Annotated in this window: 16 protein-coding genes; 8 read left to right on the top strand and 8 right to left on the bottom strand. The window is 56.0% G+C overall.

All coding sequences use genetic code 11. The annotated features are described in order from the left end of the window. Positions 1–101: 101 nt before the first annotated feature. Positions 102–1,229 carry a tRNA guanosine(34) transglycosylase Tgt gene (tgt, locus tag AC2D8V_RS14730; protein WP_484734333.1) on the bottom strand — a complete coding sequence of 376 codons (1,128 nt, stop codon included), beginning with the start codon at positions 1,227–1,229 and terminating at the stop codon, positions 102–104. Positions 1,230–1,344: 115 nt separating this feature from the next. Between tgt and AC2D8V_RS14725 the strand changes: the two genes are divergently transcribed. From AC2D8V_RS14725 to AC2D8V_RS14700, 6 genes are all read left to right on the top strand, one after another. Further along, the gene (locus AC2D8V_RS14725; protein WP_484734332.1) at positions 1,345–2,241 is read left to right on the top strand and encodes an SPFH domain-containing protein; all 897 of its coding nucleotides are present in this window, start codon (positions 1,345–1,347) and stop codon (positions 2,239–2,241) included. Continuing rightward, entirely contained in the window at positions 2,238–2,516 is a 279-nt protein-coding gene (locus AC2D8V_RS14720) for an NfeD family protein (protein WP_484734331.1), read from the top strand. Before AC2D8V_RS14725 ends, AC2D8V_RS14720 begins: the two co-directional genes overlap by 4 nt. A gap of 77 nt (positions 2,517–2,593) precedes the next feature. Continuing rightward, on the top strand, positions 2,594–3,976 hold the full coding sequence (rimK, locus tag AC2D8V_RS14715) for a 30S ribosomal protein S6--L-glutamate ligase (RefSeq protein WP_484734330.1): 1,383 nt from the start codon (positions 2,594–2,596) through the stop codon (positions 3,974–3,976). Positions 3,977–4,137: 161 nt separating this feature from the next. Next, positions 4,138–4,500 carry an SUF system Fe-S cluster assembly protein gene (locus AC2D8V_RS14710; protein WP_484734329.1) on the top strand — a complete coding sequence of 121 codons (363 nt, stop codon included), beginning with the start codon at positions 4,138–4,140 and terminating at the stop codon, positions 4,498–4,500. Between the two features lie 10 nt (positions 4,501–4,510). After that, positions 4,511–5,077, top strand: coding sequence for a sugar O-acetyltransferase (locus AC2D8V_RS14705; RefSeq protein ID WP_484734328.1), 567 nt, complete (start codon positions 4,511–4,513; stop codon positions 5,075–5,077). 23 nt (positions 5,078–5,100) lie between these two features. Next, positions 5,101–5,478, top strand: coding sequence for a HesB/IscA family protein (locus AC2D8V_RS14700; RefSeq protein ID WP_484734327.1), 378 nt, complete (start codon positions 5,101–5,103; stop codon positions 5,476–5,478). Positions 5,479–5,505: 27 nt separating this feature from the next. Here the strand turns inward: AC2D8V_RS14700 and AC2D8V_RS14695 are convergent, their stop codons facing one another. Beyond that, positions 5,506–6,408 (bottom strand): isopenicillin N synthase family dioxygenase, encoded by a 903-nt coding sequence (locus tag AC2D8V_RS14695; RefSeq protein ID WP_484734326.1) that lies wholly within the window; start codon positions 6,406–6,408, stop codon positions 5,506–5,508. A gap of 131 nt (positions 6,409–6,539) precedes the next feature. Between AC2D8V_RS14695 and tpiA the strand changes: the two genes are divergently transcribed. Beyond that, the gene (gene tpiA, locus AC2D8V_RS14690) at positions 6,540–7,286 is read left to right on the top strand and encodes a triose-phosphate isomerase (protein ID WP_484734325.1); all 747 of its coding nucleotides are present in this window, start codon (positions 6,540–6,542) and stop codon (positions 7,284–7,286) included. A gap of 74 nt (positions 7,287–7,360) precedes the next feature. Here tpiA and AC2D8V_RS14685 read toward each other — a convergent pair whose 3' ends face one another. The 5 genes from AC2D8V_RS14685 to AC2D8V_RS14665 all read right to left on the bottom strand — a co-directional run bounded on the left by AC2D8V_RS14685 (position 7,361) and on the right by AC2D8V_RS14665 (position 13,709). Continuing rightward, positions 7,361–8,740, bottom strand: a complete 1,380-nt coding sequence (locus AC2D8V_RS14685; RefSeq protein ID WP_484734324.1) for a TRAP transporter large permease — start codon at positions 8,738–8,740, stop codon at positions 7,361–7,363. A gap of 3 nt (positions 8,741–8,743) precedes the next feature. Then, positions 8,744–9,424, bottom strand: coding sequence for a TRAP transporter small permease (locus AC2D8V_RS14680; RefSeq protein ID WP_484734323.1), 681 nt, complete (start codon positions 9,422–9,424; stop codon positions 8,744–8,746). A gap of 69 nt (positions 9,425–9,493) precedes the next feature. Next, positions 9,494–10,495 (bottom strand): DctP family TRAP transporter solute-binding subunit, encoded by a 1,002-nt coding sequence (locus AC2D8V_RS14675; RefSeq protein ID WP_484734322.1) that lies wholly within the window; start codon positions 10,493–10,495, stop codon positions 9,494–9,496. A 236-nt stretch (positions 10,496–10,731) separates the two neighbouring features. Continuing rightward, entirely contained in the window at positions 10,732–11,964 is a 1,233-nt protein-coding gene (locus AC2D8V_RS14670; protein WP_484734321.1) for a sigma-54-dependent transcriptional regulator, read from the bottom strand. Further along, positions 11,961–13,709 carry a sensor histidine kinase gene (locus AC2D8V_RS14665; RefSeq protein WP_484734320.1) on the bottom strand — a complete coding sequence of 583 codons (1,749 nt, stop codon included), beginning with the start codon at positions 13,707–13,709 and terminating at the stop codon, positions 11,961–11,963. Before AC2D8V_RS14665 ends, AC2D8V_RS14670 begins: the two co-directional genes overlap by 4 nt. 60 nt (positions 13,710–13,769) lie before the next feature. On the opposite strand from AC2D8V_RS14665, the gene AC2D8V_RS14660 reads away from it, so the two are divergent. Beyond that, on the top strand, positions 13,770–14,951 hold the full coding sequence (locus tag AC2D8V_RS14660) for a cytochrome P450 (protein ID WP_484734319.1): 1,182 nt from the start codon (positions 13,770–13,772) through the stop codon (positions 14,949–14,951). Positions 14,952–15,038: 87 nt separating this feature from the next. On the opposite strand, the gene AC2D8V_RS14655 is transcribed toward AC2D8V_RS14660, so the two are convergent. Then, positions 15,039–15,500, bottom strand: a complete 462-nt coding sequence (locus AC2D8V_RS14655; RefSeq protein ID WP_484734318.1) for an Lrp/AsnC family transcriptional regulator — start codon at positions 15,498–15,500, stop codon at positions 15,039–15,041. Between the last annotated feature and the right edge of the window lie 15 nt (positions 15,501–15,515).

Raw genomic sequence — 15,515 nt, 5'->3', positions numbered from 1 at the left:
CGGACGTTCCCAGATTGCGATATTGTCCGTATCAGAGGGGGTATTTTTATCGAACAAATACACTTGCGCGGGCCATCCCTGCCCACAATGCACCGTTTGGGTCAGATCGGCTCAATGTCGCCTTCGGCGCGTTTGGCGTGAAATTCAGATTGCCATTTCTCAAATGTCCCAGCCGCAATGGAGGCGCGCATGCCAGCCATAATCTCTTGGTAATAGTGAAGATTGTGCCATGTCAGCAGCATTGATGAAATTATCTCCTGACTGCGAAAGACGTGATGCAAATAAGCACGGCTGTAGTTTCGGCACGCCGGACATGTGCAACTTTCGTCCAGCGGGCGCGGATCGTCGGCGTGACGCGCGTTTTTGATGTTGACCACCCCGTGGTGCGTAAAGACCTGGCCGGTCCGCCCTGATCGACTGGGCAACACACAATCCATCATATCAATACCGCGCGCGACAGCACCCACTATGTCATCAGGCTTCCCGACCCCCATAAGGTATCGCGGTTTGTCTTGTGGTAACTGGCCTGCCGCAAAATCAAGACAAGCAAACATCGCTTCCTGCCCTTCGCCAACGGCCAGTCCGCCGACGGCGTATCCGTCAAAGCCGATGTTACGCAGCGCCTCGGCACTTTCCGCGCGTAAATCTTCCTCTAGCCCGCCTTGCTGAATACCAAAGAGCGCATGGCCGGGCCGGTCACCGAATGCGTCACGCGAGCGCTGAGCCCATCGCATCGATAACCGCATGCTTTCGGCGATCTGTTCTCGCGCCGCAGGCAGGGCCGGACACTCGTCGAAGCACATAACGATATCCGACCCGAGCAAGCGTTGGATTTCCATCGAGCGCTCCGGTGTGATCTCGTGTTTGGAGCCGTCTATGTGACTTTTGAACGTGACACCCTTTTCAGTCAGTTTACGCAACGCGGCAAGGCTCATCACCTGAAACCCGCCTGAATCTGTCAGGATCGGGCGGTCCCAATTCATGAAATTGTGCAACCCGCCAAGCCGGTCAATTCGTTCTGCCGTCGGCCGCAGCATCAGATGGTAGGTGTTCCCAAGCAGCACATCCGCACCGGTCTCGCGTACAGAGCCGGGCAACATCGCTTTGACTGTGGCGGCAGTACCAACGGGCATAAACGCCGGCGTGCGGATTTCGCCGCGTGGGGTCGAAATGACCCCAGTGCGCGCAGCACCATCCTGTGCAATTCGTTCAAAACCGAAACCTGCCATGATACGCCCTTAATTTCGTCGCATCCGCGGGGTAGCGCCAAAGCAGCAAACTTGCAATCATTGCATCACCCGACCAGATCGTTGGGTACAGGCGTAACTAGAAGAGGCAATAACCATGGATCTCGAGACATTGATCGTGGATCTGCTGTCGGGCAATCTTGTACTGCTGCTCTTTGCAGCGTTGATCATCACCTTGGTGGTCAAAGGGGTCAAGATCGTGCCCCAGTCAGAGAAATACGTCATCGAACGGTTTGGCCGACTGCGGTCCGTACTCGGCCCCGGGATCAACCTGATCGTGCCGTTTATCGACCGCGTGGCACATCAGATTTCCATTCTTGAGCGGCAACTGCCAAATGCCAGTCAGGACGCGATTACCAAGGACAACGTTCTGGTTCAGGTCGAGACATCGGTTTTCTATCGCATTACAGAGCCGGAGCGCACGGTGTACCGTATTCGCGATGTAGATGCCGCGATTTCGACCACCGTCGCCGGTATCGTACGCGCCGAGATCGGCAAGATGGACCTGGATGATGTTCAGGCCAACCGCGCGCAACTGATTGCCACGATCAAGCTTTCGGTCGAAGACGCCGTTGACGATTGGGGGATCGAGGTCACCCGCGCCGAGATACTGGACGTCAACCTGGATCAGGCGACCCGCGAAGCAATGTTGCAGCAGTTGAACGCTGAACGTGCAAGGCGCGCGCAGGTCACCGAGGCAGAAGGTTCAAAAAGGGCGGTTGAACTGTCCGCCGACGCCGAACTCTACGCATCTGAACAGACCGCTAAAGCAAGACGCATTCTCGCTGACGCGGAAGCTTATGCCACGCAAGTCGTGGCACAGGCCATCAATGAAAACGGTCTGGAAGCCGCCCAATACCAGATTGCGCTGAAACAAGTCGAGGCAATCAACACGATGGGCACTGGCCAAGGCAACCAAACAGTTGTTTTACCAACGCAAGCGCTTGATGCCTTTAACGACGCGTTCAAACTGCTCAAGGGACGCGGTGGATGATTGATGCGTTACTGAACATCTGGTGGCTCTGGATTGCGATCGCCCTTGTACTGGGCCTGATCGAGCTTTTTGCCCCTTCTTTCATTTTTCTGGGATTCTCGATTGGTGCTCTGGCCACAGGGCTGGTTGTGCTTTTTGCCACTCCCGGATCGGCCGCAAGTCTGCTTGCCATCTTTGCAGTTCTGTCTTTGGTCGGTTGGGTAGGTTTACGCCTTGCTTTTAAAAAGCAGTCGAGCGGCGCGAAAATCGTATCCGAGGACATCAACGACAACTAATGTCCGGCACCCAGTCTGGTTGAGCTTCGCCAGAGCACCTGTTACGCCCGAGTGCAAGCTATTGGACGGGACAAGACATGGAAAAGCTGACATTCGGGTGGGAAGAATGGGTGTCCTTGCCAGACCTGGGCTTGCCTGCGATCAAGGCAAAAGTTGATACTGGCGCACGGACCTCGGCGCTGCACGCCCACGACATCGAAGTGTTCGGGCCGGCGAAAAACCCAAAAGTGCGCTTCAACGTCCACCCTGTGGGCGGAAGTACGGATGTGTCCATTACCTGCTCTGCCCCGCTCATTGACAGACGCGAAGTGACCTCTTCCAACGGTGAAACAGAACAACGGTTTGTCATTCTGTCAACGCTGCATGTGGGCGGACAATCCTGGCCGATCGAAATTACCCTGACCAACAGGGCCGGTATGACATCGCGGATGTTATTGGGGCGTCAGGCACTTGGCGATCACATTTCAATCATGCCGACGGAAAAGCACCTGCAGCCAGAGCTTAGCTATGATGACTATCATACGGCGGCGTTGAAGAAAGGTGCGCCAAAGCGCGCCTTGCGGATCGCCGTACTGAGCCGCGAGAATAATTATTCGACACGGCGGTTGGTTGAAGTTGGCGAGGCGCGCGGTCACGTTGTCGAAGTCATCGACACCACCCGCTGCTATATGGCGATCAATGCCATGGCACCGGAGGTGCATTACGACGGCAAGCGACTGCCGCGCTACGACGCGGTAATTCCCCGCATCGGCGCTTCGATCACATCATACGGCACGGCCGTGATCCGCCAATTCGAAGCCATTGGCACTTATTGCGTAAATGGCAGCGCCGGCATCACAGCAAGCCGCGACAAGCTGCACGCACACCAAATTCTGGCAACGAAAAAGATCGGCATGCCTTCGACCGCCTTTGCCGCCTCGCCCAAGGATACATCGAACATCATGGGGCTGGTCGGAACCGCACCTTTGATCGTCAAACTGCTCGAAAGCACTCAAGGCAAAGGAGTGGTTCTGGCAGAGACGAAAAAAGCGGCTGAATCTGTCATTGACGCGTTTCGCGGCTTGAAAGCGAATTTCCTCGTGCAGGATTTCGTCAAGGAAGCCGCAGGAGAAGACATTCGCTGTCTCGTGGTCGCCGGCAAGGTCGTTGCGGCCATGAAGCGTACGGGCGCCGACGGTGATTTCAGGTCCAACCTGCACCGCGGAGGCAGTGCAAAGGTTGTGCGGATTACGAAACAAGAACGTGAAACTGCCGTACGTGCGGCACGCGCTTTCGGATTGGGTAAAGCGGGCGTTGACCTTTTGCGTTCGTCCACCGGCCCCAAGGTTTTGGAGGTCAACTCGTCTCCGGGTTTTGAAGGCATTGAAACCGCAACCAAGAAAGACATTGTCGGCAAGCTTTACGACGAGATTGAAGCTCGTGTGAAACCACAGCCCGTCCGCAAGAGAGCCCGGGGCTAAGCCAGCCACTTTCACTACATTTGATTTAAATTGCTCAGGTGGCTGCCGGCTTGACGCGGCAATAATGAGTGAATGGTGCACAGCCCTTGAGGAGCGGAGTACTCTTTACGTCGCTGGCGTTAATTCCTATATAAATGCTCAGGAACATACTGAGGCACCTAATGAACGATCAACCAGAACCACTTGAAGGGACGCCATTGATCGCACCTTCATCTACCGACCATCCGCTGTACGAGCAGGTCGTGGATGCCTGCCGCACAGTCTATGACCCTGAAATTCCGGTCAATATTTATGAGCTGGGCCTGATCTATACCATTGATATCGATGCAGAGAATGCCGTTGCGATCAAGATGTCGTTAACCGCGCCCGGATGTCCGGTTGCAGGCGAGATGCCTGGCTGGGTTGCGGATGCGGTCGAGCCCATTCCGGGGATCAAGCAAGTTGACGTCGAACTGGTCTGGGAGCCCCCTTGGGGCATGGATATGATGTCTGACGAGGCGCGCCTCGAACTGGGTTTCATGTAACTGCGATCCGATGCAGACCGAAAAGCAAAAAATGATCGCAGGCGAGCTATACCGCCCTGGCGACCCTGAACTGGTTGCGGAACGCGCGCAATGTCAGGACTGGCAGCGTCAGTACAACGCCACAATCGTTTCGGACGTGTTGACCCGGCGCACAATTCTCGATGTCTGGATCGGATCGCGCGGTGATAACTGCGCGTTGCGCGCACCGTTTTACGCAGATTACGGCTACAACATCCACTTGGGCGACGACGTATTTTTTAACTATGGTTGCGTCTTGCTGGATGTCTGTGAAATTCACGTTGGCGACAACACGCAGATCGGCCCCTATGTTCAGATCCTCACTGCGGACCACCCCAGAGACGGCGCAACGCGTGACGCGGGTCTGGAGTTTGGTAAGCCAATTCACATTGGCAGAAACGTATGGATTGGCGGTGGTGCGATCCTTTTGCCCGGTGTGAGCGTGGGTGACGATGCCGTGATCGGCGCTGGCGCAGTAGTGACAAAAGATGTAGCACCCGGCACAACTGTTGCAGGAAATCCCGCGCGGGTTCTTGTTCCGCAGGGTCAAAATCCCTAGCTTGGTTCCAAAGGAGGCGCCTCATGTTTGGTATTCCCGGAAAGCAGGCCGTTACACTGACCCCCAAGGCTGCTGCACAAGTAGCCAAACTGATGCAGTCCGCAGGACATGCAGGATTGCGCATTGGCGTCAAAAAAGGCGGATGTGCAGGCATGGAATACACCATGGAATACGTCACCGATGCCGACCCCAACGATGAGGTCGTTGAACAAGATGGCGCACGCGTGATGATCGCTCCGATGGCGCAGATGTTTCTTTTCGGCACGGAAATCGATTACGAGACCAGCTTGTTGGAATCGGGGTTCAAGTTCAACAACCCGAACGTGGCGGATGCCTGCGGATGTGGCGAATCCATCAACTTTAAAGATGTGAGTGAATTGGAAGCTCAGCGGCAAAGCTGAACGCTTTGCGTGACTCAAACGCTTCGATCAATCCTGCAAGTGGACGTAGGTTTCCTTGAACCTGCGCGATAAGTGGTCACCTGCGAGGATGACCTCTCCCGATCCCATAGGCGCAATATTGGTATCCACTGATGGGTTGAAAAACAGTGGAACAGACAGTCTCTCATTGTCTCCTCCCACAACCCGGTGCGGAGTGGCTCTGACCTTCCCTTCGCTCCAGATTTCCATCATTTCACCAAAGTTGATGACGAATTCACCCGGCGGTGCGCTGACAGGTATCCAGCCGCCACCACGCTTGCGCACCTCAAGCCCTGGGGACCCATCGGTCGCAAGTAGCGTCAGGCAACCGTAATCGGTATGTGTGGCGATCCCGAAATCCTGCGCGGTCGCCCATGACGGCCTTTGTGGGTAGTAGTTGCCCCGCAAGAGCGCCATTGGCGCATCAAATGCGCCGTCAAAGTAACTGGCCGGTACGTACAGAGCCTTTGCCACGCCGCGAAGTACCCCCATCGCCACATCACAGGCCTGCTGGTAGTAGCTTTCGATTTCCGGTCGAAAGGCGGCCGGCTTTTCCGGCCATTGGTTCGGCGCATATACGTCAAGGCGGCTGCGCGGATCGTCCGAAGGCAGGGTGAAGCCGCTGTCGAAATACTGCTTGTAGTCAGGGTTGGCATCAGGGTCGACCTGTTCAGAGCCCGAAGCTCCCCACCCCCGGTTCGCGCCGGTTTTCGCCATATCGACAGCTGACTTGTCACTCTCGGGCAATCTGAAAAAGGTCCGGTAAAGCTCCAGGATTTCGCGAACCCGATCCGCTGAGATACCTGTGCCATAGACGGTGGCAAACCCCGTCACTGTGGCGGCCTCTCGCATCGCTTGTATCGTATCCGGATCGTTACTGGCAATCTTGCGTGCGTCTAGCCGGGGGATCATCGCATGCTCCTCTAACTCGGTATGGCTGCCGTTTGGCACAGCATATCGGCACACGCAACCGCCGCCATCTGTTTGAAGACCAGCCCACAGCCTGATAGCTAGCTTTCAACGCCCAACCAGAGGAGATGCCCATGCGCCGCAAGCTTGCCGCCGGAAACTGGAAAATGAACGGATCCATGTCACAGATGGACATGATTACCAAGCTGAAGCTCTCTCATCCCGAGTGCCCGATCGACGTGGTAATTTGCCCTCCCGCGCCGTTGATCTACCCGGCACTGCAAAACACGGCAGGCGCACCGGTGACCATCGGGGCTCAGGATTGCCACCCGGAAGAAAAAGGCGCCTACACCGGTGACAGCGCAGCACCAATGATTGCAGAGATTGGCGCAAAATATGTGATTGTCGGGCACTCCGAACGGCGTGAAGCCTACGGGGAAACGGACAGTCTGGTCGCAGCCAAAGCCCATGCCGCACAGAATGCCGGACTAATTGCTATTGTCTGCATCGGTGAAAGTCTGGAACAGCGAGAAGCTGGCGAAGCGTTAGACGTAATTGCCGCTCAACTGGAGGGCTCAGTCCCGGAGACCAGCAGCGGCGCTTCGCTTGTGATTGCCTATGAGCCGATCTGGGCCATTGGTACCGGAAAAATCCCGACGATGGACCAGATAGAAGAAGTCCATGCCCTGATGCGTGAACAGTTGAAAAACCGTTTCGGAGAGGAAGCCGACGGCATTCGGCTGCTTTATGGCGGATCGGTAAAACCTGACAATGCAGCAGACATCTTTTCACTGGAAAATGTCGACGGCGCGCTTGTTGGTGGCGCCAGCCTCGCTGCCGAAGACTTCTCGCCGATCATCACAGCATTGTGCGACGCCTGAGCGGGCCCGCAGGAATAACGCAAAGGGCCGCCCCACAGGGCGGCCCTTTTCATTTGGATCAGGCGAAATTTTCGCTATTTCACGATAATCTCTGGCCCCATGACAGATATCGGCAACCACGTACTTATGGCCGGAATATAGGTCACCATAATCAGGAATACGAAGAGAACGGCAGTAAAAGGCAACGCCGCCTTGACGACCTCCCACATGGGCATATTCGCGACCCCAGACGTGACAAACAGGTTAAGTCCGACCGGTGGCGTGATCATCCCGATTTCCATGTTGACCACCATAATGATGCCCAAATGGATCGGGTCGATCCCCAATTCAATGGCAATCGGGAACACCAATGGCGCCACGATGACCAGCAGGCCCGATGGTTCCATAAACTGCCCACCGATCAGCAGAATAACGTTGACGATGATCAGGAAAACGATCGGTCCAAAGCCAGCGTCGAGCATCGCCGCCGCAATGTGCTGCGGAATCTGCTCATCGGTGAGAACGTGCTTGAGGATCAGCGCGTTCGCGATGATGAACATCAGCGTCACAGTCAGCTTGCCCGCCTCGAACAGTGTGTTTTTGGTGTCTTGGTGCACGAATGCGGTGATCAGCGCGACGGGCTTTTGCAAAAGCGTCAGATTACGCCTGTCGTCTCCGTCCTGATGCAGTGGCCCCATGTCCCGATACACGAAACTGGCGATGAAAAAGGCGTAAACCGCCGCGACTGCCGCGGCTTCGGTCGGTGTGAAGATACCGCCGTAGATGCCTCCCAGAATGATTACGATCAGAAACAGACCCCAGCCCGCTTCACGACCGGATTCAAACACCTCGTTCCAGCCACGCCATTCGCCTTTTGGCAGGTCGCGCAGCTTCGCGATAATGTATATCGTAAACATTAGCATGGACCCGGCCAGCAAGCCCGGGATAACGCCTGCCAGAAACATTCTGCCCACTGAAACATCGGTTGCCGACGCATAGACCACCATCACAATCGACGGCGGAATGAGAATGCCCAAAGTGCCTGCGTTCGCGATGACACCGGCAGCAAAGTCCTTTGTGTACCCAACTTGGCGCATGCCTGCGATCACGATGGAACCGATCGCCACCACGGTCGCCGGTGACGATCCCGACAGCGCGGCAAAGAGCATACAGGCAAAAACACCCGCAATTGCCAGACCACCCGGCAAGTGCCCGACAAGCGCGATGGAGAAACGGATGATCCTCTTGGCCACGCCGCCTGTCGACATGAATGACGACGCCAGAATAAAGAACGGGATCGCAAGTAAGGTATAGTGTCCGGCCATCGCCTGAAACAGTGTCTGGGCGATTGACGCCAGAGATGTGTCACTGAGAACCAGCAAAAACAGGATCGAAGACATGCCAAGGCTGACCGCGATCGGTACGCCGATCAACATAAGGCCGACGACCATTGCAAAAAGAATTGCGACTTCCATGGCTTATTTTCCCGAATTCATATGTTTGACGGCCTCGACATCATCTTCGGCCTCATGGCTGACGATCAGGCTGCTCTGCTCGCCCTTGGCAATGCGGATGGTTGCCTGAACAAAGCGAAAGAGCAAAAGCGCCATGCCAAACGGCAGCATCGCATAGGGAATGAAACGTGGAATTTTCTCGTACTCCTCCCCCTGATTGAAGATCGGTTCGATCCAGCGCAACCATTCCGGCATCGGCATATCGACAACTTCATACCATGCCTGATCGCGGCTGTTTTCAAACCCCGTCGGGAACCAGCGGCCGGAGGTTGCATCCAAGCCTGCAAACGGTGCCCAGTAATCCCACGCGCCTTTCAGAACCAATGCGGCATAGGACAGGCAGACGGCCGCAGCCACCAGCGCAAGGATGCGCCTGACCGGGGGTGAAAAAAGGTTAATAATCGCATCGACACCTAGGTGCGCAGTCACTTTCACTGCGTAACTGACACCGAACAGAACCAGCCACGCAAACAGAAAAGTCACTGCTTCGAGGCCCCAGATGATCCCGGTATTAAAGCCGTAGCGTAAAACAACGTTGATAAAGGTAATGATCGTCATCAGGCCAAGAATGACGGCGATCGCCGTCTCTTCGATCTCGTTGACGACTCTGCCCAGCACCGAGTCTGTTTCATAGGATTGCGACATCGCACCCCTCCCCCCTAAAAAACGCCCGGCCACGCACACTGCGGGCCGGGCGGTATCTTTGTGACGCGATTAGAAGCCCGCGTTGATGGCCTGTGCCGCGTCGATGTTTTCTTGACCGACGTCATCCTTGAACTGGTCCCAGACCGGTTTCATCACGGCAACCCAATCGGCGCGCTGTCCTTCGTCCAGCGTACGCACAACGCCACCGGCTTCGAGAATGGCTTGCTTAGCCTCTTCGTTGACTTTGGTGGATTCTGCGTTGCGAGCTTCCGTTACCTCATTGATGATCGTCACAAGCTGTTCGCGCACGTCCGCGTCGAGGCTGTCGATCCAGTCTACCGAGGTTACGACCATGTAATCAATGATCCCGTGGTTGGTCTCGGTGATCCCGTCCTGAACCTCAAAGAACTTCTGGCCGTAGATGTTGGACCATGTGTTTTCCTGACCATCGACAACGCCGGTTTGTAGCGCACCGTAAACTTCGGAAAAGGCCATCGGCTGCGGCGACCCACCCAGAGCGGCCATTTGTGCTTTCAGCACGTCGGAGTTTTGAACCCGGAATTTAAGACCGTTGGCATCTGACGGGCTGTTCAGTGGCACGTTGGCCGACATCTGTTTCATGCCGTTGTGCCAGAATGCCAAGCCCAGCAAACCGCGACGTACCATGGATTCCTTCATCGCCTGACCGGTGTCAGAGTTCTGGAATGCATCAACGGCGTCGATGTTCTTGAACATAAATGGCAGGTCAAAGATGCGGAACTGTTTGGTGAACTGTTCGAACTTGGACAGCGATGGCGCGGCCATCTGAACGTCGCCCTGCAACAGCGCTTCCAGTACTTGGTCGTCGTTGTAAAGCGTGGACTGCGGATAGACTTCCATGCAGGCCTTGCCATTCATTTCTGTGTTGACGCGCTCTTGCAGCAAGCTGGCCGCAATTCCTTTCGGGTGGCGGTCAGTGTTGGTTACATGGCTGAACTTGATAACCATTTCGCCGTCATCGCATGCAGCTTGAACGGCCCCTGCGCTGACAGTCAGGGTCAATGCCGTCAATGCGGCTGTAATCACTCTCATGGTGTTTCCTCCCAAAAACGATTTGTGATCGTAAAGCTAACACCGCCCCAGACGGTGAGCCTGCGCACTAACAGACTACTGCCCTAGCGTTAGTGCAAGGGGACAAGTCAAAACACACCAATTAGCGTTTTTTACATATTATTTACAATTATTTAGCTCTATCTTCATCTCCACTGGAAGAAGTCGCGTGCGGAGAAACGCACAGATGTTAGCGCCAATGTGCGAAATTCCGCACACTATTCGGTTCGAAAGTCTTCAGCCCGAATCCCGTAGCGGTTCAGCTTGTCGTAAAACGTTTTACGCGGCAGTTTTAGCGCGCGTGCGGCATCCACAGCCTTTCCTTCGGCCCGGCGCAGAGCTTGCTCTAATAAAGACTGCTCTACCTGCGCCAACTGCTCTGCAAGACCCAAATTGGCGTCCTGAGAGCTTTCATCGGCCAGCCCAAGTGCAAAACGCATCGCCTCGGACATCAGCGCGCGCGCATTCCCCGGCCAGTCGCGGGCCAGCAAGGAAGATACGACCTGCGGTGTGATGGGCGGTGGTGTCAAACCGGCCTGTTCGCAGGCTTGCTCGACATAATGCCCGAAGAGCACCGGTATATCTTCTGGTCGCTCAGCCAAAGCCGGAATCCTTACAGGAGATACTTCCAGACGGTAATAGAGTTCCGCGTTCAATTCCGACTTCGCGACGCTCGCCTGCAAATCGCGATTTGAACCAGCAAGAAAGCGTGTTGCGCTACCTGCCTCGAGTATCTCCAACAGCGCGATCTGGGCTTGCGCCGGCAACTGGGTGATTTCATCAATGAACAGCGAACCGGTTTGCGCGCTTTCAAGCGCTGCGGCAAGGCTTTGACTGTCGAGCGACGCTGCTGCGCGTTTGACAAAGGGGGCTTTGGACCGGGGCGAACAAAGATGAATGACCTCGGCCACCTTTGAGATGCCGGTTCCCGGTGCGCCGGTCACCAGAACATCTGTATCTGCCTGCGCAACGCGGCGCACTCGGGCGCGCAACCCTTCGGCAAGCTGTGATGTCCCAAACAGCATGCGTGCTGCCGGATCTCCTGTTTGCACCATCATGCGCAACTGGCGGTTATCCAAAACCAAGGCACGGGTGTTCAATGCCCGCTCCAAGACTGCGAGCAGATCACCGGGTGCGCAGGGCTTTTCCAGAAAATCAAACGCGCCCTGCTCCACCGCTTTCATCGCGGTGGGTATATCGCCCTCACCTGTCAGCAGAATAACGGGCAGTTCCGGATCCTGATTTTGTGCGTAGGACAGAAGGTGGAATCCGTCGCGACCCGGCATGCGAAGGTCAGACAGGATCACACCGTCAAAGGCCGGTGTAATATGATCTTTGGCTGCTACGAAAGACGCGGCCGTTACGGGCGACAAATCTGCGAGTTCAAGGCTTTGCGCCAACGCGTCGCGTACCGCCACGTCGTCATCCACAACAAGCACCCGTTTGCTCATGCCGCCTCCTGAACGTGCCACCGTTGCAATTCGACAATAAACCGCGCTCCCGGATTACAATTACGCACCCGAATGTCTCCGCCAAAACCGCGCACAATTCCGTAAGAAATTGACAGACCAAGCCCCATACCTTCGGACGCGCCGACCTCTTTTGTCGAGTAAAAAGGATCAAATACTTTTTCAGGAACATCCACGCCGGTGCCCGTGTCCTGCACCCAGACCTCGACCGACTCTGTATCTGGGATGGTAATCTGTATTACGCGTTCTTGTGTAATGTTCATTGCGTCCAATGCATTCGTCAAAAGATTCACGAAAACCTGACCTAGACGTACTTCGCCGCCTTGCACCCATAAAGGCTCCTCGGGCAGATCACACAGGATGCGCGCCTGCATCTGCGCCGCGCGCGCCTCGACCATCTCTATGGCCTCTCGCAGCACCGCCGTCAGATCTACACGGGTCATCGGTTCGGCCTGTTGCTTGGAAAATGCACGCAGGTTCTTGATGATCCGTCCCATACGGCGGGCCATCTCGGCAATTCGCGTGAGGTTCTGGCTCGCCTTGTCAGGCTGGCCACGGTCCAGAAAAGTGGCCGCGTTGTCGGCAAACGAGTTTATTGCCATCAACGGCTGATTAAGCTCATGACTGATCCCCGCACTCATCTGCCCTAATGCGCTGAGCTTACTTGCCTGCACAAGATCATCCTGTGCACGCGCCAACGCCGCCTGGGCCTCTTGGCGCTCACTGATTTCCCTGCGCAGCGTCGTATTTGTTTCCGACAAGGCACGGGTACGCTGATCAACACGCACCTCCAATTGCGCATTAGCGAGCGCCAAAGCGCGTCGCCGTTCCGTCGCGAGGAAAAGCACAGCGCCAAATGCAAGGCACAAGGCCGCAACGGAGAGCGCTTGCAAACGCGCAAGGCGCAGCGCCGGAGATACATCGACCAAAGCCTCGCCTTTCAGATCAATAATCGGCAGTTCTTTGACTAGGTGCAGCGCATTCTGAGGCAGATACGGACCCCAATTCAACTGCCACACTTCGTGATCGCCCGTCTGATAGCTGTCAAACGCCGGTGCGGCCCCTTCGGATGGCACCAGTCCCGGGGCACCTTGCGGGCGTCGCCACGATACAAGTTCGGAACGGTTTGTGACAAAAACCTCCCCCGACTGGTCCGTAAAGAAAATGGGACGAAACCCACCGCGCCATTCGTCTTCGATCCCCGTAATTCCCGCCGCTACGATCACAGCACCCAGGATAGATCCGGAGCGGCTGAAAACAGGTGCCGCATGATAAAATGCACGGTCTTCGAGGGGTAAATTATGCCCGTGCCCCCACCCCAACGCGCCGTGTGCGGCCCGTTCGATATACTCCACACCAGACAGATCCCTGCCCGGCGTCGTTCGCGCTGCCGCCTTCAGCACACCCTGCGCGTTTACGAACATAATATCGAGCGCGCCGGTGAAATCGGCAACCTCCAAAAAAAGTGCGGATGCTTCCTGCGGATCGCCCCCCTCCGCCAGCGTCTCAACGACTGGATGGTCAGCGATAAGCACGCTGAATTCACGATAAAGTTCAAGCTGCCCCACAAGCCGGTCGCTGGCCAAGGCAAGATCCACCTCGCCCTGCCGCGATAGCTGATCCAGCGCCTGAAGATAGCCATAGCGCCAAACCCCGACCGAAATGCCGGCCACTACGCTCAGAAAGGCGCAAACAACAAAGAGGCGTCGCAAGATCGGTCGGTTCATGTACGCGAGATTAAACAGCACCTCTTGCCTTGACCAGAGCCCTGCGGCTTAAAGGCTGTTATGAAAGACTTGCACCAGTCCCCGATCGAAGATGCCTTCGTGCAGAACCCCTATGCTCTATATGCCGATGTGCATAAGGATGACCCCGTAAGGTATTGGAAAGAATATGGTATGGTCGCTGTCTTCGATGGCGCACTGATACAGTCTTTGCTGCGCGACCGGCGGCTGGGACGGGCCCGACCTGACGGCAAACGGCTTCCTGCACCGGATCATCTGCACGACTTTGAGGCGGTGGAACAGCATTCGATGCTGGATCTGGAGCCTCCCCGGCACACCCGTTTGCGCGGTTTGGTTTTGCGCGCCTTTACCTCTCGTCGGATCAAGGCACTTGCGCCGGAAATCGCAGAGATCAGCACTGAGTTGCTGCGCAACTTTCCCGACGAGCCCTTTGATCTGTTGCGGCATTTCTGCCAGCCCTTGCCGGTAAGAGTGATCGCAAGGTTGCTTGGCGTTCCCGAAGAGATGTCACCGCATCTTTTGGCGTGGTCCAACACTATGGTGGCGATGTACATGGCAGGGCGGACCAGAGCGACAGAAGAAGCAGCAAATACGGCTGCGCGCGAATTTGCTGCTTTTCTTGGCGACTACATTGAACAAAGACGGTCAGACCCGCAGGACGACCTGATCACGCATCTGATCGCAGCTGAAGAGGACGGCTCCAAGCTCAGTCGCGACGAAATGATCGGGACCTGCATTTTGCTATTGAACGCGGGGCACGAGGCGACGGTACACACGCTTGGCAACGCGGTAAAAGCGCTGCTCGAATGGGAAACGCCTTCGTCGGCGCTGGAAACTGCGACCATTGCCGACACAGTCGAAGAGGTGCTGCGGTTTGAGCCGCCGTTGCACATATTCACCCGGTTTGCCTACACCGATATAACCATTGGCGGCCATCCAGTTTCAGAAGGTGACGAAATCGCGTTGGTACTGGGGGCCGCGGGGCGCGATCCAAAGCTGGTGGCAAATCCAGACAGGTTTGATCCATGGCGTACCGACCGCTCACACGCAGCGTTCGGCGCAGGTCTGCATTTCTGCCTCGGCGCACCTCTGGCGCGACTGGAGATGCAGATCGGCCTTCAGCATCTGTTTGCAGCCAAGCCAAATATTCGGATCACCGCTCCTCCCAGATGGGCGCGCACATATCACTTTCACGGCCTTGAAAAATTGATGGTCCAAGCGTGAAAACCACACCGCATTGAACGCGCGTGCTCACGCCTGAGCCGCCGCCAATAAAAAGAATGCAGCGTCGCTGCGCCACTGGATCCGTTCTTACAGCGGAAGCATCGTCGTCGACTTGATTTCTTCCATGGAAAGCAATGCAGTTACGTTGTGCACGCGGACTTCTGAGATCAAGGCTTGATAAAACGCGTCATAGGCGCGCGCATTTTTCACCCGAACTTTCAGAATGTAGTCGATGTCTCCGGCAAGGCGGTGCGCCTCCTGCACTTCGGGCCGATCGCGTAGCGCCTTGAGAAAAGTCGCCTGCCATGAGGCTTCGTGCTCCGATGTGCGGATTAAAACGAAAAAACAGGCTTCAAATCCAAGCGCATCCGCGTCCAGCACCACTGTTTGCTGACCGATGACGCCGGCTTCGCGCATTTTGCGAATCCGGTTCCATACAGGTGTCTTGGAAGACCCGATTTTCGCCGCGATTTCATCAAGGGACTGCCCTGCGTCCTCTTGGATCACCTTGAGAATTTTCCGATCCGTCTCGTCTATCCGAACAGCCATTCTGCGATCCCGTCC

Source organism: Roseobacter sp. YIN89 (genome assembly GCF_057219365.1).
The sequence above is the reverse complement of the archived record's forward strand: the minus strand, read 5'-3'. Positions and strand labels throughout refer to the sequence as shown.